The following is an 18,316-nucleotide window of genomic DNA, read 5'->3' as shown; positions in this document are numbered from 1 at the left end:
AGAGGTACTGGAATAATAATGAATCCTCCTGTATTTATTGTTTTAAGCACTGCCTAGCCCTTAACTGAACCGTATTGCTCTATAACGTAATCATTTAAGCGAGTTTCTTCGCTCTGAGTATTGGATTTTTTTTACCATCAGGCGTAAATAATGTCCCATTCTAATTGAGGCAATTTGTATGAATTTTGACCGCAATAATTGCTTTAAGCTAGCTCTAGATTTAAAAAGTTCCGTCATTCGGCATATCAAAATCCAAGTGTTTTTGAGTATGGTAATGGCGGCGATTATTGCTATCATTTACACAAATGGATATCCAGGTAGGAGCCAACCAATTTTAACGGGATTAATCCCAGTAATTCTTTTAGTATTACTATTAGTTTTTCAGACTAATAAAGCCTAAAAAAATTGGGAAGGCTGGCTAATTGCCGGTCGGAGTATATTTACTAACCGTAATGTTTCCAAAAAAATGTGGATGACAATTTGCGAACAAACTTTAGCAAATCGTCAAGAGAAAGCAGCTTTTGGGCGCTTAATGTCGGCTTTTTTTATGGCAATAAAACAGCATTTAAGATACCCTGGACTTGACAATGAATTAAAAAAGTCGGTGCTTTATCCTGAACAATGTTTAGGGTTGCAATATGTCACTAATATGCCATTGAAAGTGACGCAAGGGATTGGGGGCTATCTAACTAAACAGTATACCCAAAAGCACGTCGATAGTCTTCAATTTGCCTTTCTCAATCGCTTGCTGGATCAATTAGTAGAATGTCTGTCTCGCTGCGAACGCATTTTAGCTGCACCGATGCCAAAAGCTTATTCGATTCACCTACGGCATCTATTACTTTTATATTGTTTGGCACTGCCTTTTCAGATGGTGAAAGATTTGCAATGGTGGACAATTCCCGTTGTTGGGATAGTGTCTTTTGGGTTGTTTGGGGTTGAGGCGAGCGGTTTAGAAGTTGAAAATCCCTTTGGATATGATGCTAACGATTTTCCCCTGAATCGGCTTTGCAAAAAGTTGCACAACGATACCGAAGAATGAAGTGGTGCTGGAACAAAGCAAGACAGCATTGAAACATCAACAGGGAAAACCCATATTCAATGAGCAGATCCGTTGTGTAGGAGTTTGGCTGCACATAAAAAAGACAGGATTTTTTTGATAAGTAAGACTTATATCAAAGAAAACTTTTAGAGTCTCGACTTCTTAAAGAAGTCGGGACTCGGGGTATTCTGTAATATAAAATCTAAAATCGATTGACTTCCAGAGGTTGTGAAACTGATTCATGATCTGATAGATTTCTCTTTCTGCTAGCCATGCGACGTTCCGGGTCAATTCCCTCGAAGGTTGGCGGCAACCAAACTCGGACTACCAACAACACTCCCAAAACCAGCAAAAATGCGCCTGTTGATAATATTTGAACCCAGGGAGCTTCCAGCACTCCCCGCACTATCACTTCTCGCAAAACTGAGACAATACAAACTTCCACAGCCACCCCTATCGAAACGCGCTGCTCTTGCAAGTAAATAATTAGCAGCCGAAATAATTCCACCAAAACCAATAAAAATAGAATGTCGGCAGTCACTTGCTGAAAATTTAAAGGAGGCAGCAGCGAGAAAAACATTTCTCGCAGTTCGAGTACCATGAAACAGAACAAACCAATACACAAAGAAATTACAATTAAATCTTGAACTGTTTCGAGTGCGCTGACTATTAGTTTTAGATTCAACCATTGCGGGGGGTGATTAATCTGGTTATTTGAACGGTTTTGCATAGACGGCTCCTCCAATCTGTTTGACTTGTTTACAGCTTAAGTTAAAGTGAGCTTATCTTTGACCAAAAATCCGTTTAATTTATTTATAACCCTTATAAAAATTCCCTCTGTTGACAATTTCCCACACACTTCTATTTCCCGCGCTGGCGGGTTGACATTTTGCCAAAGCTTGTGGTAAATACGACCTCCGATTAGTAGATTTGACTGGTGAAAAGCAGAAGTCAAAATCCTAAAATGCTGCAACTGCTATAAAATAGGAAAATTGTAAAGAATTATTTACCACAGCTTGATAAACTCAAGCTAGCGACTCTCGGCTTTAATCATACAAAAGCCGGAAAGTCAACCGAAAAACCAAAAGTAATCCAGAGAGGATTGAACACAATGGCATTTGAACTCGCACCATTACCCTTCGCCGCTGACGCACTAGAACCAGCTCATATGTCGGCTGAGACGTTTTCGTTCCACCACGACAAGCACCACGCTGCTTACGTGACCAATCTGAATAAACTGATTGAAGGGACTGAAATGGCGAGCAAATCCCTTGAAGAAATTGTCAAGGAATCTGCTAAAGACCCATCCAAAGCAGGCATTTTTAACAATGCAGGTCAAGTTTGGAACCACAATTTTTTCTGGAATTCTCTCAAACCGGGCGGCGGCGGCACTCCCACAGGAGCTTTAGCTGACAAAATTAACGCCGACTTCGGCAGCTTCGACAAATTCAAAGAAGAATTCAAGACTGCTGCGACAACTCAGTTCGGTAGCGGCTGGGCTTGGCTGGTTGTGGACAACGGTACTTTGAAAGTTACCAAAACTGCTAACGCCGACACCCCGGTAGTACACGGCCAAACTCCGTTGCTGACTTTGGATGTGTGGGAACACGCTTATTATTTGGATTTCCAAAACCGCCGTCCCGACTACATTACTAATTTCTTGGATAATTTGGCTAACTGGGATTTCGCAGCAGCAAATTTGGCTGCGGCTTAGTAGCATCTGAGTTTGAGGACTAAAGTCCTTACTACACAACTTCATAGGTTCGTAGTGAGGACTTTAGTCTTTGTTGAGATGAGTATTAATTAACTTGAGTTTGACGGGCGCGGTGCAACGCAGGGTGGAGCGGTGAAAATAAACCTCGAAGCCGATCGAACTTCCAAATAGCGGTTAAAAATTTCATAAATTGGGTTATACTGTAGTCGGTAACTCTTTTACGAATTTTGTAGTTTCAGTGGCTGTTCGCGCGATGACCTCTTCACCAACCATAGCACCCGTTCGATCGAGTCAAGTTACCCGCAAACCTTATCCCAACTATCGGGTAATAGTCCTCAACGACGATTTCAACACATTTCAGCACGTTGTGGAATGTTTGACCAAATACATTCCAGGGATGACGAGCGATCAAGCTTGGAAACTCGCCAACCAAATCCACCACGAAGGCCAGGCCACCGTCTGGGTTGGCCCGCAAGAGCAAGCAGAACTTTATCATATGCAATTGAGCCGTGCTGGACTGACAATGGCTCCGCTAGAGTCTACTTGAAAAGTGTCTAGAGGGCCGAAAGTTCGATCGTTTTTCGGTAATTAATGTGAAATTGATAGGATGTCCGCTGAGGCGACGGAGATTGGGATTTAAGAGGCGATCGTAATTTTGCCAATCATTCCCGCCTCTGTATGTCCGGCTACCGTACAGCGCAGGTTGTAGGTTCCTGATTTCATGGGTACAAACACCCATTCTACCATAGCGCCCGGTTTAAGTTCCAATTCGTGAATCGTTCCTTTAATTTCCACCTTACCCGCTTCAACTTTTTGAGTCCAATTCGCATCAGCAAAGTTTTTGCCAGTGAAATAATGTTTCTGCGAACTGGCATTTTTTAGCACTAATTTATAGCGCTTGCCCGATTCAGATTCTAGCAGAGTGGGAAAAATTTGAGTTCCCCAGCTTCGTTAGCCAAACTAACAGTAATTTCGGTGACAGGTGGCCGAGACAAATCACCGGCAGCACTAGCAATGGTCGCCAGCATCAAGATTGTGCTCAAACATAAAATTACTCCCAAAATCACCTTGAGAGCTTGTTGTAACCGCTGGCTGCGGTAGAATTTGCTTAATTGCAAACCGAGTAAATTGATCGTGGCTGTTATGACTACTGACTACTGACTGCTGACTTAATTCGATCGCCAAACTTCATCCCAAGGCCCGCCCCCAACTTCCAAACCCGATAAAGAGCTTTGAGCCTCTAAGATAATTCTAGAACGCTGCTTGCCATTGTTTTCCACATTTCCCCCCAACAACTCTCGCAGTTGCAAGCGCAATTCGCCGTGCGTCGTATCCCGGCAGCAAAAAGCCATGCCTTTTTCTGTAGGAGTTCGCACATAAGTACCAGGACTGTTTGTAGTGCCAATCAACTCAACTTCAAATTGGCTGTTTCTAGCCTGCATTTTCCAGCTTCCCCAAGGTTCAATATTCCAACTAACTTGCGAATTCCAAGGCACAAATTCGTAAAATTTGCCTCGGTAATGCAGACCAACCATTGCTACGGATTCCATCCACCACAGCACGCCCCGCTTGCCGCCACCAGCAGTTAAAGCTAAATCATTTTCGCCTTGAAAACAATTGCAATTAATCCAAAACCACTTTTGCGGAAAAGCACCGCCCCAGTTTTTTTCGCTGTAAGCGGGAGCATCTTTAAATTCGTAGCGTTGGCCGTTCCAATCAATCCAGCCCGTGGCTAAACCGTGAGCCATTAAAATTTGCCATCCCGGCTCAAATACGGGGAGAAAAGATAGCATTCCCGCCGTAGATTTCTGGATTTCCTCAGAGTTTCCCCAGCCATAAATAGGTTGAATTTCGTACTGCCAAAAACAGCGGCTGCCACTTCCCGGATCGTGCAGATAACCTTGATTTAAAGTAGCAGTAGCTTGATAGCCTTCTTCGACGCGGCTGTCGAATACTTGCGGCTCTAAATATTGGGGTTTAATTTGTAAATCTGTTTTGCCCCAATGTCCGAAACCTAAGCTTTCTCGGTGCCCCCAAAACTTATTTACATCGGGGAAAGTGCGGCACAAATAGCTATCTTCCGGGCCGAGAACTTGAGCTGCACCGCCACTGTAAGGTTGACCGCCTCTGGGGTCTTCGATGGAATACATGAATGCAAAGGATTGTCCGTGAATCGGTAGTGTTATTCGGTAGTACCAGCCTTCAAAAAAGCGCCGGGAACTGCCGTCCCAGTGGTATCCGCTGTGGGGAGTTTCAATAGTTTTTAGTTTTGAAAGTGAATTTGACATAAAATTACCAATAGCATGACAGGGAATTCACGGATAACTGTTTCTTCCTTCTTCCTTTTTCCTTCTTCCTTCTTCCTTCCTTTATGTCTTTAGCACTTTGGCGATCGCCCTTAGCTCGCGCGCTCCACCGCAACCGCAGTCTTGCTTTTGCCCGTTACTTGCAACTAGCAACTGTTCGCGCCACCGGGCGTCCGGCAAACCGCACTGTGGTGTTTCGAGGCTTTTTAGCAGATACTAATCAGTTGAAATTTATTATAGATATTCGCAGCCAAAAGGCGGAGGAAATTAACCTCTATCCTTGGGGGGAAATTTGCTGGTATTTCCCTAAGACTCGCGAACAATTTCGGATTGCTGGAAAGCTAGTTTTGGTAGGGGCAGATTATCCAGAGGCAGAGTTGTACTCATCGCGGTGCATAACTTGGCAGGAGCTTTCTGAGGCGGCTAGATCGCAGTTTGCTTGGCCGCAGCCGGGGGATGACAAAGCCGACGCTAGTGCTTTTGATTCTGCTTCCCCAAATGCGATCGAGCCGCTGCCTAATTTTTGCTTGCTGTTGTTGGAACCGGAAACGGTCGATTTTTTGGAGTTGCGGGGGGAACCGCAAAATCGGTCGCTTTATCGGCGCGACGGGGAGGGAAATTGGTCTATGCGATCGGTTAATCCGTGAAAAATTAAAGTGAAAAATTAAAAATTAAAAATTAAAAACAAAGATTGGGATTTTTAACTTTTAATTTTTCACTCCTCAGATGCCGGTGCCATCAAAAAACTCTTGAATTGCTTTATCTTTTAACTGACAAGTGGTGGCAACAGCTAATTGGGTTTTTTCAGCTACAGCTACATTGCTGGTTTGATTTAAAGTTGGGAATCCTGAAGGCGAATTGGGAACAGAATTTAAGGAGACAGATGCTTGAGGAAGCAAACTTTTTACTTGCTGTTCGAGGGATTCGATACGATCGAGCAAAGAGCGAATTACCACAGCTTCCGAATCCGGCAAACTGCCGTGTTCTAGGGGATTGACGCGCACTCCCGATCGATAGACGATGCGGCCGGGAATCCCTACCACTGTACAGTCAGATGGTACGTCGCGGAGCACGACGGAACCGGCGCCGATGCGGACGTTATTGCCAATTTGCAGATTGCCGAGTACCTTGGCGCCGGCACCTACAACTACGTTTTCGCCGACGGTAGGGTGACGCTTGCCGCTTTGTTTGCCAGTACCGCCAAGGGTGACACCTTGGTAAATTAGGGCAAAATCGCCGATAATCGCTGTTTCGCCGATCACAACCCCCATACCGTGGTCGATGAATACGCTTTTGCCGATGGTTGCCCCTGGGTGGATTTCAATTCCGGTCAGAAAGCGAGCAATGTGGGAAATCAAGCGGGGGATGAAGGGAAGTCCCAACACATAAAGCCAGTGTGCGAGGCGGTGCAGCACTAGGGCCTGAAGACCGGGGTAGCAAAATAAAACTTCCAGCCAGTTGCGAGCGGCAGGGTCGCGATCGAAAATTATACTGAAGTCAGCTCTAAGAGTCTTTAGCACTTTCGGAGTTACCTATTTTGGTTAAACACGCCACTTTCGATTTTACATTTTACTGGATGGGGGAAGTGAGCGGTCGATCGGGAGAGGGGAGAGTGGGGTAGAATTTGACGACTTTTTATTGTGGCTGTGCAACAGCGCCGCTGCGTTCTATTCCTGTACTGAGATTGTATAGTTAGACTTGACTCCGGGTTCGACAGTACCTACCCAAAGCTTGTAAGAGCCTGCTTGCCAGTCAGAATCAAGTATGCCAGCATCTTTATTCTGACCTATATCGTCTCCGCAGCGCACCCCATTACCGGGGCCTTGTACGAGTAAGGTTGTGTCCTTGCCTCCGCTGTTGACTTGGAGTGTGAGTTTTGAAAATTTTTCCTGCAAGACTATGATGTGGTCGGGAGTTGGGGTGGCAAAACCCAAACATTTGTTTTTGTGGCGATCGGCGTTGGCGATGACAGATAGAGAGTACGATCCGCCTGTGGAACCTCTCAAAACTGCTGTTGGGGCTGCAAAACCTCGCGATAAAGTTAAAGTGCCGAAATTGGCTGTTTCTGCTAAAACTGGTAGGGCGACGATCGCGGCGATCGCAGCCAAGAGCGCACCGTTTTTGAAATTGGCTGGCTGATTAAACAACATGGCAATACTCCTCGGTCACAACTTAAAACCACAACTCAGAATTTACCCATCGCAGCCCCTAGAATCCAACCTGGGGAGGAAGAATAATTTTTTTTAAATTAGTTCAAAACCTCCTGGGTTCTCTTCCTTATGTCTATCAGGACAATCCCTGTACGATCGCGCTCGCTTGTGCCACTCGGATTTCTGCCACAGGCGAGCGACTCATGTCCGAAATTGTACGGTGTCAAGATGATAAATTTGATACTCCTAGCCTTGCTGTTGGCGATCGGTTCCCTATTGACACAGACCTTGGTATTGTTACCTATAGGCCTATCTGGCTGGCTCCACCTCCCTAATTGGCTGAGCCTGACCTTGATTTTTCTGGCTATTTCTTGGTGCTTGGGGGATTAGTTACCAGTCATGAGTTATTAATGATTAGTCAAAAGTTAATCATCAATTATTCCCCTTCCCCCAAGAGTCAAGGCCCGATTGTCCCGGGTTTGATGATGTATACTTCACAATTGACAATCAGCAATCTAAAATCTAGGATTTGACATCTACCTATAGAATGATGCAACGACAAGTTTATTCGAGCTCAGCATTTCACTCTTCAGACAAAACCCTGGCGGAAACTCCTAAGAAACAGGAGCGTCCGATACACCGGGCGATCGTGTTAATGCTGGTGGCAACAGGTTTGCTGGGCCTGCACGCTAGTCGGCTGGTGGAATTACAACTGATACAAGGGAAGCAAAACCGGGAACGAGCCGAAAACAATCGCGTTCGCCTAGTGCCAATGGCGGCGAATCGCGGACACATTATCGATCGCAAAGGCAAGTTGCTAGCGGCAAACAATTTAGCTCGATCGATATATTTGTGGCCGAGAGAACAAACGCCGGAAGAGTGGAAAGCGACAGCAGAAAAGTTGAGTCCGTTGGTTAAAATCCCGGTACAAGAAATTTTAAAAAAAGTAAAAGAGGTCGATCCTCAATCCTACAGACCGGTGCGGCTCAAGCAAGCAATGCCGCCAGAGGTGTTTGTGCCGCTAGCAGAACAGGTGGGACAAATGCGGGGAGTGGAAGTGCGCCCAGAAGCGAACCGCTACTATCCCGAAGGCAGTTTGGCGGCTCACGTTATCGGATATATTGGCGAGGCTACCGCAGCAGACTTGGAAGCTCATCCGGAATACCCGATGGGGATGATTGTCGGTCAGATGGGCATAGAAGCGAGTTCTAACAAGAAGATTGCGGGAGTTTGGGGCGATCGGCTGATCGAGGTAAATGCCCAAAATCAAGAATTACGGCTGATGGGAGAGACACCGCCCAAACCCGGTGAGGCGGTGCAGCTAACCATAGACTTGGAAATGCAAAAAGCAGCCGAAAAAGCCCTGGGGAACCGCCGGGGAGCAGTAGTGGCGCTGGATGTCAAAACCGGGGCGGTATTAGTTATGGCCAGCCACCCGACTTTTGACCCCAATCTGTTTACGCGAAAAATCACTAAGGATGAGTGGGAAACTCTTCAAGACCCGCAAAATCCATTTTTGAATCGGGCCATGCAAGGCTATCCTCCGGGTAGCACGTTTAAAATTGTGACTTCTGTCGCGGGTCTGGAGTCGGGCAAATTTTCGCCGGACTCAATTCTCGGTACTTCGTCTTACATTACTGTGGGGGGAATTGATTTTAACGAACACAGCGGCGGTTACGGCGACATCGGCTTTCGGGATGCTTTGGCTTTCAGCAGCAATACGTTTTTTTATCAAGTGGGGATTAGTACGGGGCCGGAGCAAATTTCTAAGTGGGGACACCGCTTGGGAATTGGCAAGGATACGGATTTGAATCTTTTGGGGCTAGGCGGCGGCAATCACGGTCAAATCCCGACGCCGGAGGAGAAGGAGAAAATTTATAAAGAACCTTGGTATGCGGGTGATACGGTAACGATGTCGATCGGTCAGGGGTTGGTGTTGGTGACTCCTTTGGAGGCGGCGGTGATGGTAAGTTCGATCGCTAACGGCGGCTATCGGGTGAAGCCCCATCTTTTGACTTCTATGACCGGCACACCGGAGACTCAACGGGTACATACGGGGATGAAACCTTCAACAATTCAGGTGGTTAAGGAAGGACTGATCGCGGTGGTTGCCCAGGGTACGGGACAGGGGATGAATGACGGTACGATTCCACTGACGGCGGGCAAAACAGGGACTTCGGAGGTTATTGGACAAGAGGATCACTCTTTGTATGTGGCCTTCGGGCCTGCTGAGAAGCCGGAAATTGCGATCGCGGCGGTTGTGGAAAATGGCGGTTATGGTTCTGTTGCCGCGGCCCCGATCGCCAAAGAGGTGTTTCAAGCTTATTTTGGGAAACCGAAAAAGGTGAAGGAGCCAGTAGTGATTGCTCCTTAGTTATTGGGGATTGGGCATTGGGAATTGGGCATTGGGCGTTGGGAATTGGGAATTGGGCATTGGGCATTGGGAATGGGGCATTGGGCATTGGGCATAGTTTCTTCCTTCTTCCTTCTTCCTTCTTCCTTCTTCCTTCTTTCTTCTTCCTTCTTCCTTCTTCCTTCTTCCTTCTTCCTGACATCCGTTACATCCGTTACAGAATCCGTTGCCGAACTTCCTTCTTCCTTCTTCCTGACATCCGTTACATCCGTTACACAATCCCTTGCCGAACTTCCTTCTGACTAATTGAGCCGCATAAATATTGTAGCTTTGCGAATTCCTGCGATCTCTCCCGTACTGGTGACGGTGAGCGATCGCAAGTGGTCGAACAATGGTCTTGCCGAAAGTTCAATTAACCTCAACAGCGGGATTTGTTTTTCCCAAATTGCCCTGCTGGAGGGCCAGTCTAAATAAAAATAGCCGTCGTTAGATGGCGGTAGCGGTTCAATGCTGGTTTGAAAATCTTGATTGGCAACTAAAGAGCCTGTTTCTGCTGCTTCTAGTGCTGCGTCCATTGCTTCTACTGAGGTGGTGAAAATTTCGTATTTGCCGACGGTGGCTCGGACTCCTTTTGCCTCAGTTTCGAGCGCACTTTTTCTATTATTTTCTTTACCATAATTTGGACTTGTTGTCAACTGCGTCCAAGCGGTAATTTTCTGGTTTCTGAGAGTAAAGCTGCCGATGCTGTATTCTTTGCTGCGGGCAATTTCATCGAGTTTGTCGATCGCCTTTTGGGAATCAGCAGATTTTTCGGCGGCGAAAATCCAGTCAGCACTATTTGACGAATTCGGAAGCACTGCTAAGGCGTATTCTCCTTGTACCCAGTCAAATATATCCTGCGGCAGGTTGACGCCCCAAAGTTGCTGAATATCTGCGAGAGTGCGATCGACTAATTTTGAGACTTCTGCATTAGTGGACACCGCCGATGACAAATCAGTCCAAAAATTCCTTAAATCAGTGCTGGCGAGCGCGAAAGGACTGGCTGAGGGAATGTACTGCAAGGCTTGCACAGGTTCGGAGAGTGTGGGAGAAGCTGTGTTTTCTCGCGATGTCACTAAAGCAGTTTGAGCCAGCAATCCCCGTCGGTTGACTCCGACAGCAACTGCGAGAGAATTAAGAGAAACTTGGGGATTTTGCTCGGTTGCTGACTGCGGGAGATTGACAAATGCTAAAGCAATTCTGCCTTGAGTTAGCTGCTGCAAAGCTTTTTGATATTCCGGGCTATTATTGAGATTTAGAGTTGCTGCTTCGACGTTATTAATTGCCTCTCGAATCACATTCGGACTGTTGGCAAATAAAACAAAACTGGGGTTATTTCCCGAATTTGAACTGCCGCCGATGGCCGCTGTTGCGAAGCTACGCGGCAAAGTTGACTTCGGCAGGGAAAACGGGTTGAAAGGCGAAATTGTAGCGGATTTTTTGTTAGCTGTAAGCGATTTTTTGTAAGTTAGTTGGACGCCTTTATATAGTTCCGACTGCACTGTTTTATCTGCCCGAGATTGTTTTCGCCAGTAGGAGTCGAGAAATTGTTGGCTGCGATCGATATTTTGGGAAGAAACGGCTAGCAAAAACCCACTTTCTTTGCCGTTGCTGCTGTCGCCATCCAAATCTGGCCTTGTGACGGCGAGGGTAATTTCGTCACCTATCCAAGGTTGGATATCTCGACTGTAATCGAGGCCTGTATTGGCGAGGAAACTTTTTTTGATTTGCTCAAATTCTGCGTGCGATCGACTTCTTTCTTCGGGAGTGGCAAAAACTTGTCGCAATGCTTCGAGGCGATCGGGATTTACAAGCATTGATGCTAACAAAGGTGCTTGTTTCGAGACAAACACAGCCCCAGCCGGAGTAGTTGTCGGCCCGCCAGCGAGCAAATTCAGGGGAGTTTGAGTTGTCAGCCAGTAAAAACCACCGGCACTCAAGCCTAAGAGCGCCAAGACGCCAGCAATGAGGAAAGAAAAGAACGATCGCAGCTTCATACAACAAGGACTAATGACCACAGTCTATTATTAACTAGAGTAGCGCATGATTCTAGCTGTCTGCAGATACTTTTTGTGCGGTTCGCAAAAGAAAAAGATAAACTGAAATATACTCAAGCTTTAAAACCTAAGTAAAATGCTAACAATATCAACGCCTCCCGAACAGCGAGTTTTACTCCTCAATATCAGTTGGCAGTTAATTGATATTATCAGCATTTCCTTAAATCAATTAGATTTATATGCAGATTTAGGCGTGCCATAAATTTGGCGGTACGACGGACGAAGGCTCAAGTTTTATCAATTACAAAATGGCGAATATGCCGAGTGAAAAATTTCCCTGGCTTTCCCGATGCTACTCACATCTTGCACCATTGTCGATAAGCCTTCTATGGGCGGGCAGGATGGCCACCCCACAAGAAAATGCACTTGTTGTGGAACAGGCCGGAAAGCCTGTTCTGGAGAATGGTGCAAGATGTGAGATGCTACCGACTGCAAAAGTTGACGAATTTATCGATCGCTGTCAAACTACAGGCGCAACCGCAGCAGTGCGAGAATTCCGGGAATGGGTAAAAAATCAGTAATTGTGCAGTCTACCACCGCACTCCTCGCGCATCGGAAAAATCGGCATCTAGAACCGCCCCAGGATCGAATACAGCATCAGTTAAATCAGCTTTTCTAAACGACGTTATCGACAATTTTTCTATTTGTTCAACAGCGATAAAAAAGCCGATCGCCGTTAACCCAAGAATTACCCCAGAAACCAAAAATAAGACAATTCCCCGGATAGTATCCCCGCCCAAAAATGTCACAATACCGCTAGCCCCGATCGCAGCAGCAGCCCCAGCCACAGCCCCCGCCACAATTCCCGCCTCGCCCCGAGTCGCAGCAATCGCCGTAGCAGCCGTTCCGGCCACCGCCACAGCCCCCGCATCCGCCCCAGCTATCAGTCCAGTCAAAGCCCCAGCCGTCGTGACTGTCACCGCCGTTACCCCAGCCCTAGCAATCAAATTTCTCACCCGCCTGCGGCTTTGTCCGGTTCTGACACCCTGAAAATTTGCCCCCCTCAAAATCGCCCCGGTGAAATTGCAGCCTCGAATGTCGCAACCGCTGAAATTCGCCCCTGACAAGTCAAGGCCTTTAAAAGAACGGTTCCGCAAGTTTTGGTTAGCAAAATTGAGATTTCGAGGTTGAGTCATTCGATTTTAGATTTTAGATTTTAGATTTTAGATTATAGATTTTAGATTAACAAACCCATTGCGCCTGGGATTTTAGATTTTAGATTGTAGATTTTAGATTAACCAAGCACAGGGCATTTAGAATAAAGCCTGTGGTTTATAACGACTTTCCATGTCTCCCATCTCCGAATCCCCATTTTCCCCCGAACAAATTGCCGGTGAAAGACTCACTCCTGAAGAATATGAAGAAATCGTTCAGCGTCTCGGTCGCCATCCTAATAAAGCTGAATTGGGAATGTTCGGCGTCATGTGGAGCGAACACTGCTGTTACAAAAATTCGCGGCCGCTATTAAAACAGTTTCCCACAGAGGGCGATCGAATTCTAGTCGGGCCCGGAGAAAATGCCGGCGTCGTAGACTTGGGAGAAGGCTTGCAACTCGCCTTCAAAATTGAATCGCACAACCACCCGTCTGCTGTCGAACCTTTCCAAGGTGCGGCAACCGGTGTCGGCGGGATTCTCCGCGATATCTTCACAATGGGTGCACGCCCGATCGCACTTTTAAATTCCCTGCGTTTCGGCAACTTAGACGATGCTAAAACTCAGAGATTGTTTAAAGGCGTAGTATCGGGAATTTCTCATTATGGAAATTGCATCGGAGTACCCACAGTTGGCGGCGAAGTTTACTTCGATCCTGCTTATTCCGGCAACCCGCTAGTAAACGTCATGGCCTTGGGTTTAATGGAAACTCAAGAAATCGTCAAATCCGGGGCATCCGGCATCGGAAATCCCGTGCTTTACGTCGGTTCAACTACCGGGCGAGATGGCATGGGAGGAGCAAGTTTTGCCAGTGCCGAATTGACAGACAAATCAATGGACGATCGCCCCGCAGTCCAAGTAGGAGATCCATTTTTAGAAAAATCCTTAATTGAAGCTTGTTTAGAAGCATTCAAAACTGGTGCAGTCGTCGCCGCCCAAGACATGGGCGCAGCCGGAATCACCTGTTCCACATCAGAAATGGCTGCCAAAGGCGGCGTCGGCATTGAATTCGATTTAGACAAAGTTCCCGTTCGAGAAAGCGGCATGATTCCCTACGAATACCTGCTTTCGGAATCCCAAGAACGGATGTTGTTTGTTGCCCAAAAAGGACGCGAACAGGAATTAATCGATATTTTCCACCGCTGGGGATTGCACGCGGTAGTAGCGGGTACAGTTATCGAAGAGCCGATCGTCCGAATTCTATTTAAAGGCGAAATCGCTGCCGAAATTACCGCGACTGCTTTGGCAGATAACACGCCAATTTATCACCGAGAACTGTTGACAGAGCCGCCCGAATATGCTAAAAAAGCATGGGAATGGACGGCGGATTCCCTGCCACAATCCACAGTTAAAGGTATCGAAATTAACGGCAATTTCCAAACTTGGAGTCAGATTTTGCTGACGCTTTTAGATACTCCCACCATCGCTTCTAAACGCTGGGTTTATCGCCAATACGACCATCAAGTGCAAAACAATACTGTTGTTTTACCGGGAGGCGCTGATGCTGCGGTTGTCAGATTGCGTCCGCTAGAACCTTGCCAATCTTCCCATGCTAAGGAGTTAGAAGAACCCCCCCTTGCTAAGGGGGATCTACAGAGAGAAGATGCTGTTTCTGAAGCTTCTGAAAGCAAACAGGAAGAAGAGGTAATTCCTCTATTTACAAAGGCACAAGGTAGGGAAACTCCAAAACTTTCTCCCCCCCTTAGCAAGAAGGAAGCGCCGCCGGGGATTATTCCCGGAGTTGCTGCAACCGTTGATTGCAATTCTCGTTATGTTTATCTCGATCCTTATGAAGGTGCAAAAGCAGTCGTAGCGGAAGCAGCAAGAAATTTGAGTTGTGTGGGTGCTGAACCTCTGGCAGTTACTGATAATTTGAATTTTGGCAGTCCCGAAAAGCCGATCGGATATTGGCAGTTAGCGTCAGCTTGTCGCGGGATTGCTGATGCTTGTCGCGAGTTGGGAACGCCTGTGACTGGCGGCAATGTTTCTCTTTACAATGAAACTGTTGATGCTGAGGGAAATCCTCAACCAATTTATCCGACTCCGGTAATCGGAATGGTGGGGTTAATTCCTGATTTGAAGAAGATTTCTGGCCAAGCTTGGCTAAAGAAAGGTGATTTAATTTATGTGCTGGGAATTGGTGAATCATCCCAAAACTCAGAAGTTTCATCTGAAAGCTCAAAAATCGATACTTCTCCTACTTTAGGAGGTTCGGAATATTTAGCGGCAATTCACGGGATTGTAGCTGGGAAACCGCCAAGGATAGATTTTGAGTTGGAAAGAAAAGTGCAATCGGTTTGCCGCGAGGGAATTCGGCAAGGTTGGGTAGGTTCTGCCCATGATTGTGCGGAAGGTGGAATTGCGATCGCCCTCGCGGAATGCTGTATCTCTGCTAAAATGGGTGCGGAAATTCATCTCAGTTCTAATTCAGCAAATGTCAGCCGCTGGGATGAAATTTTGTTTGGTGAAATGGGCAACTGCATTGTAGTTTCAGTGGCACCGAAAAATCAAGAAATTTGGGAGTCTTACCTGCAAGAACATTTGACAAAAATGTGGCAGAAAATAGGTTTAGTTTGCTGTGCTGAATCACCTTTGCGGGTTGTGAGTGCTGATAATCAAGTGTTAATTGAGGTTTCGATGGGTGATATGAGCGATCGATTCTATAATGCGATCGAGCGTCGGATTGCATCTGTTTGACAACATGAAATTTCGCTCCCCCTAAACCCCCCTTAAGAACGCGGACTTTGAGCGTTCTTGTCCCCCCCTTAAGAAGGGGGGCTAGGGGGGATCTCCGGGTTTAAAGACACACCTGAGATCCGCGACTTCTTACAAAATTCACGATTCTGGCAAAAACCTATTACAGAAGTCGGGGTTCTTGCACACTATACAATATAAACAATATCATTCCTAAAACAAATGATTTGCTGTATCAATCCCGACTGCGAAAAGCCTGACAACCCTGACGGACAAAGATATTGCATCAGTTGCGGCCTGGAACTCGTACCCCTCCTGCGAAATCGTTTCCGCATGATCAAATTCCTCGGTCAAGGTGGCTTCGGCAGAACTTATTTAGCAGAAGATATTGATCGACTAAATCAACGCTGTGTCGTTAAACAATTAGCACCAGATGTCCAGGGAACTTGGGCGATTAACAAAGCGGTAGAATTATTTCAGCAAGAAGCCAGACAACTGCAACAGCTAGGACAACATCCCCAAATTCCATCACTAGACGCCTACTTTGAAGACAACAAATATTTGTATCTCGTACAACAGTTTGTTGATGGGGATAATTTGTTGACGCTTTTCCAAAATCAGGGAATTTGGCAAGAAAGCCAAGTTAAGCAACTATTACTAGAACTTCTACCTGTTCTCAAGTTTATTCACGAACAAAAAATTATTCACCGAGATATCAAGCCTGAGAATATTATGCGCCGTCGCAGCGACGGTTTGTTAATGTTGATTGATTTCGGAGTTTCCAAACAGTTGTCGGGAACAGTGATGTCGAGACTGGGAACGCGAATTGGTTCGGATGGTTATGTACCCATTGAACAAATGAAAGGGGGTGAAGCTTATCCAGCCAGCGATTTGTTTAGCTGGGGGGCGACTGCTTTTCATCTACTGACAGGGCTATATCCTTTTGATTTGTGGGTGGATCAAGGTTATAGTTGGACGGCCAATTGGCAGCAACATTTGAAAAGCCCCATAGAAAAGGGATTGGAAGTGATTTTATCTAAGTTGTTGGCAAAAGATATTCAGCAGCGCTATCAATCAGCCGAGGAAGTTTTAATAGATTTTCAACGTCAGTCAAGACCAACTCCCGCACCGACACCAACTCCGGCGCAGACTTTACAAAGGTTTGACTTTGAAGTGGTGACAGTTGATGTGCGGGGTAATATAACTAGCCGTCAACGCCGTCAAGCACAATTTATTAGTGAAAATTTAGGCGGTGGTGCAATCTTAGACATGGTAGCAATTCCTGGTGGCCGTTTCGTGATGGGTTCTCCCTATACGGAAGCAAGGCGAAGTAACAATGAAGGGCCGCAGCGTACTGTTAATATCTCTCCTTTTTTTATGGGTAAATATCCCATTACTCAAGAACAGTGGGAAGTAGTGATGGGGAATAACCCTTCTCATATCAAAGGTTTGAAACGTCCTGTAGAACAAGTAAGCTGGAATAATGCTCTGGAATTCTGCCAGAAAATTTCTCAAAAAACCGGCAAGATTTATCGCTTACCTTCGGAAGCCGAATGGGAATATGCTTGTCGCGCCGGAACTACAACGCCTTTCTATTTTGGCGAGACAATTACCCCGGATTTAGTTAATTATGATGGCAATCATCCCTACGGTTCTGCGCCGAAGGGACTTTACCGCAAACAAACAACGGATGTGGGGAGTTTTGGGCCGAATCCGTTTGGTTTGTATGATATGCACGGGACTGTTTGGGAATGGTGCAGCGATAAATGGCACGATAATTATAGTGGCGCGCCGACTGACGGAAGTTCTTGGGAAACTGGAACAGATAATAACCGAGTGCTGCGTGGTGGTGGCTGGAACTGCAATACGGTCTATTGCCGTAGTGCCTATCGTGGCAGGCATTGGGCGGGGGCGGTCCATCGCAGCAGGCACCTCGGTTTTCGCGTGGCGGTAGCTTCGGTTTCTTCCTCGTCCTAGTTTCCGCGTGGTGCGCGGGTTGAAGCCGTAGGGTGCGTCGCCCGAAACAATCTGCAAGTTCGATCGACAATTTCACAGTGACGCACCACAAATTTGTAAGATCCGTCGCCTGAAACAATCTGCAAGTTCGAGCGACAATTTCACAGCGACCTACCCTACAAATTAAACTGAAAAACTTATCTGCTCCGTGCTATTGCCATAACTGGCCGCGCCAAAATAGACTTTACATGGCCGCACAGATTCCCATGATGATATAGTAGGTCAATTTTATGAATAAGTCAAGCTCGATCGCGCTTAAATTCTAATATTTCAAAAAGCCAGTGAAGCAATTTTATAATTGATTTTCCCTTGCACGATCGCCTATTTCTTAGTCCCCCTCTGCTGGGACGAGAGTTTGACTCTTAAGCGATTTCAATAGACTGTAGGTGCCTTAAAAAATGGTTTCACCCCTCACCCCTAAAAATAGTGGAGCAGGAGTAAGTAATTAATTAACCATATAGCTATTAACTACCAATAGCGAACCCAAATGCTGCATTCCAGATGTGAGGGGTAACACCCTCCGCGATATTCGCCAACAATCTCTTTTAATCGCCCAATCGAGCGCCAGAGCGCGCCCCATCGATCGCGCCCCATCGATCGCCCGACCGCCCACAATTAATCAAGGTTAATATAGGATCAGGGGGCGATCGATACTACAATGCCATTAAACGCCGCATCGCTTCTGTCTGAAATGCTACACGACTTGGAAATAATGACAGATCCGTGGCAAGATTAAGGGAATGTTAAGTTATGCGACGCTTTCGCAAACAAGATTTCCCGCTGAAACTGTCCC

Annotated in this window: 17 protein-coding genes and 1 pseudogene; 9 read left to right on the top strand and 9 right to left on the bottom strand. The window is 46.4% G+C overall.

Annotated features, from left to right (window positions below):
• Positions 1–418 precede the first annotated feature (418 nt).
• A pseudogene (locus tag QUA71_RS14505) lies at positions 419–1,042 on the top strand (hypothetical protein); the annotation flags it as partial.
• 202 nt (positions 1,043–1,244) lie between these two features.
• Here QUA71_RS14505 and QUA71_RS14500 read toward each other — a convergent pair.
• Complete coding sequence (locus QUA71_RS14500) at positions 1,245–1,772, bottom strand: phosphate-starvation-inducible PsiE family protein (RefSeq protein ID WP_333285913.1); 528 nt, start codon at positions 1,770–1,772, stop codon at positions 1,245–1,247.
• A gap of 381 nt (positions 1,773–2,153) precedes the next feature.
• On the opposite strand from QUA71_RS14500, the gene QUA71_RS14495 reads away from it, so the two are divergent.
• Entirely contained in the window at positions 2,154–2,756 is a 603-nt protein-coding gene (locus QUA71_RS14495) for a superoxide dismutase (protein WP_333285911.1), read from the top strand.
• Positions 2,757–3,009: 253 nt separating this feature from the next.
• Positions 3,010–3,303 (top strand): ATP-dependent Clp protease adapter ClpS, encoded by a 294-nt coding sequence (clpS, locus tag QUA71_RS14490; RefSeq protein ID WP_006633998.1) that lies wholly within the window; start codon positions 3,010–3,012, stop codon positions 3,301–3,303.
• Between the two features lie 89 nt (positions 3,304–3,392).
• Here clpS and QUA71_RS14485 read toward each other — a convergent pair whose 3' ends face one another.
• The 3 genes from QUA71_RS14485 to QUA71_RS14475 are packed head-to-tail and all read right to left on the bottom strand — an operon-like array spanning position 3,393 to position 5,044.
• On the bottom strand, positions 3,393–3,641 hold the full coding sequence (locus tag QUA71_RS14485; RefSeq protein ID WP_333285909.1) for a sulfocyanin-like copper-binding protein: 249 nt from the start codon (positions 3,639–3,641) through the stop codon (positions 3,393–3,395).
• Between the two features lie 29 nt (positions 3,642–3,670).
• The gene (locus tag QUA71_RS14480) at positions 3,671–3,874 is read right to left on the bottom strand and encodes a hypothetical protein (RefSeq protein ID WP_333285907.1); all 204 of its coding nucleotides are present in this window, start codon (positions 3,872–3,874) and stop codon (positions 3,671–3,673) included.
• 51 nt (positions 3,875–3,925) lie between these two features.
• Positions 3,926–5,044 (bottom strand): tocopherol cyclase family protein, encoded by a 1,119-nt coding sequence (locus tag QUA71_RS14475; RefSeq protein WP_333285905.1) that lies wholly within the window; start codon positions 5,042–5,044, stop codon positions 3,926–3,928.
• An 83-nt stretch (positions 5,045–5,127) separates the two neighbouring features.
• Here QUA71_RS14475 and QUA71_RS14470 point away from each other — a divergent pair, with 83 nt between their 5' ends.
• Complete coding sequence (locus QUA71_RS14470; RefSeq protein ID WP_333285903.1) at positions 5,128–5,709, top strand: Npun_F5749 family FMN-dependent PPOX-type flavoprotein; 582 nt, start codon at positions 5,128–5,130, stop codon at positions 5,707–5,709.
• 75 nt (positions 5,710–5,784) lie between these two features.
• Here the strand turns inward: QUA71_RS14470 and cysE are convergent, their stop codons facing one another.
• Together cysE and QUA71_RS14460 are read right to left on the bottom strand one after the other, a co-directional pair.
• Entirely contained in the window at positions 5,785–6,582 is a 798-nt protein-coding gene (cysE, locus tag QUA71_RS14465) for a serine O-acetyltransferase (protein WP_242719981.1), read from the bottom strand.
• Positions 6,583–6,729: 147 nt separating this feature from the next.
• Positions 6,730–7,212 carry a hypothetical protein gene (locus tag QUA71_RS14460; protein ID WP_333285902.1) on the bottom strand — a complete coding sequence of 161 codons (483 nt, stop codon included), beginning with the start codon at positions 7,210–7,212 and terminating at the stop codon, positions 6,730–6,732.
• 547 nt (positions 7,213–7,759) lie between these two features.
• On the opposite strand from QUA71_RS14460, the gene mrdA reads away from it, so the two are divergent.
• On the top strand, positions 7,760–9,586 hold the full coding sequence (mrdA, locus tag QUA71_RS14455; RefSeq protein ID WP_333285900.1) for a penicillin-binding protein 2: 1,827 nt from the start codon (positions 7,760–7,762) through the stop codon (positions 9,584–9,586).
• On the opposite strand, the gene QUA71_RS14450 is transcribed toward mrdA, so the two are convergent.
• Positions 9,587–9,844, bottom strand: a complete 258-nt coding sequence (locus QUA71_RS14450) for a hypothetical protein (RefSeq protein ID WP_333285898.1) — start codon at positions 9,842–9,844, stop codon at positions 9,587–9,589. It abuts the gene before it with no gap.
• A gap of 23 nt (positions 9,845–9,867) precedes the next feature.
• Positions 9,868–11,601 carry a DUF3352 domain-containing protein gene (locus QUA71_RS14445; protein ID WP_333285896.1) on the bottom strand — a complete coding sequence of 578 codons (1,734 nt, stop codon included), beginning with the start codon at positions 11,599–11,601 and terminating at the stop codon, positions 9,868–9,870.
• A 136-nt stretch (positions 11,602–11,737) separates the two neighbouring features.
• On the opposite strand from QUA71_RS14445, the gene QUA71_RS14440 reads away from it, so the two are divergent.
• Both QUA71_RS14440 and QUA71_RS14435 read left to right on the top strand, forming a co-directional pair.
• Positions 11,738–11,863, top strand: coding sequence for a hypothetical protein (locus QUA71_RS14440; RefSeq protein ID WP_333285895.1), 126 nt, complete (start codon positions 11,738–11,740; stop codon positions 11,861–11,863).
• 139 nt (positions 11,864–12,002) lie between these two features.
• Entirely contained in the window at positions 12,003–12,182 is a 180-nt protein-coding gene (locus QUA71_RS14435; protein WP_333285893.1) for a hypothetical protein, read from the top strand.
• Positions 12,183–12,191: 9 nt separating this feature from the next.
• Here the strand turns inward: QUA71_RS14435 and QUA71_RS14430 are convergent, their stop codons facing one another.
• Positions 12,192–12,797: a pentapeptide repeat-containing protein gene (locus QUA71_RS14430; protein ID WP_190655844.1), complete on the bottom strand. Its 606-nt coding sequence runs from the start codon at positions 12,795–12,797 to the stop codon at positions 12,192–12,194.
• 151 nt (positions 12,798–12,948) lie between these two features.
• Here QUA71_RS14430 and purL point away from each other — a divergent pair, with 151 nt between their 5' ends.
• Both purL and QUA71_RS14420 read left to right on the top strand, forming a co-directional pair.
• Positions 12,949–15,510: a phosphoribosylformylglycinamidine synthase subunit PurL gene (gene purL / locus QUA71_RS14425; RefSeq protein ID WP_333285890.1), complete on the top strand. Its 2,562-nt coding sequence runs from the start codon at positions 12,949–12,951 to the stop codon at positions 15,508–15,510.
• A gap of 219 nt (positions 15,511–15,729) precedes the next feature.
• Positions 15,730–17,484, top strand: coding sequence for a bifunctional serine/threonine-protein kinase/formylglycine-generating enzyme family protein (locus QUA71_RS14420; protein ID WP_333285888.1), 1,755 nt, complete (start codon positions 15,730–15,732; stop codon positions 17,482–17,484).
• Positions 17,485–18,316: the final 832 nt, after the last annotated feature.

The organism is Microcoleus sp. MON1_C5, from assembly GCF_036701875.1.
Taxonomy (GTDB): Bacteria; Cyanobacteriota; Cyanobacteriia; order Cyanobacteriales; family Microcoleaceae; genus Microcoleus.
The sequence above is the reverse complement of the archived record's forward strand: the minus strand, read 5'-3'. Positions and strand labels throughout refer to the sequence as shown.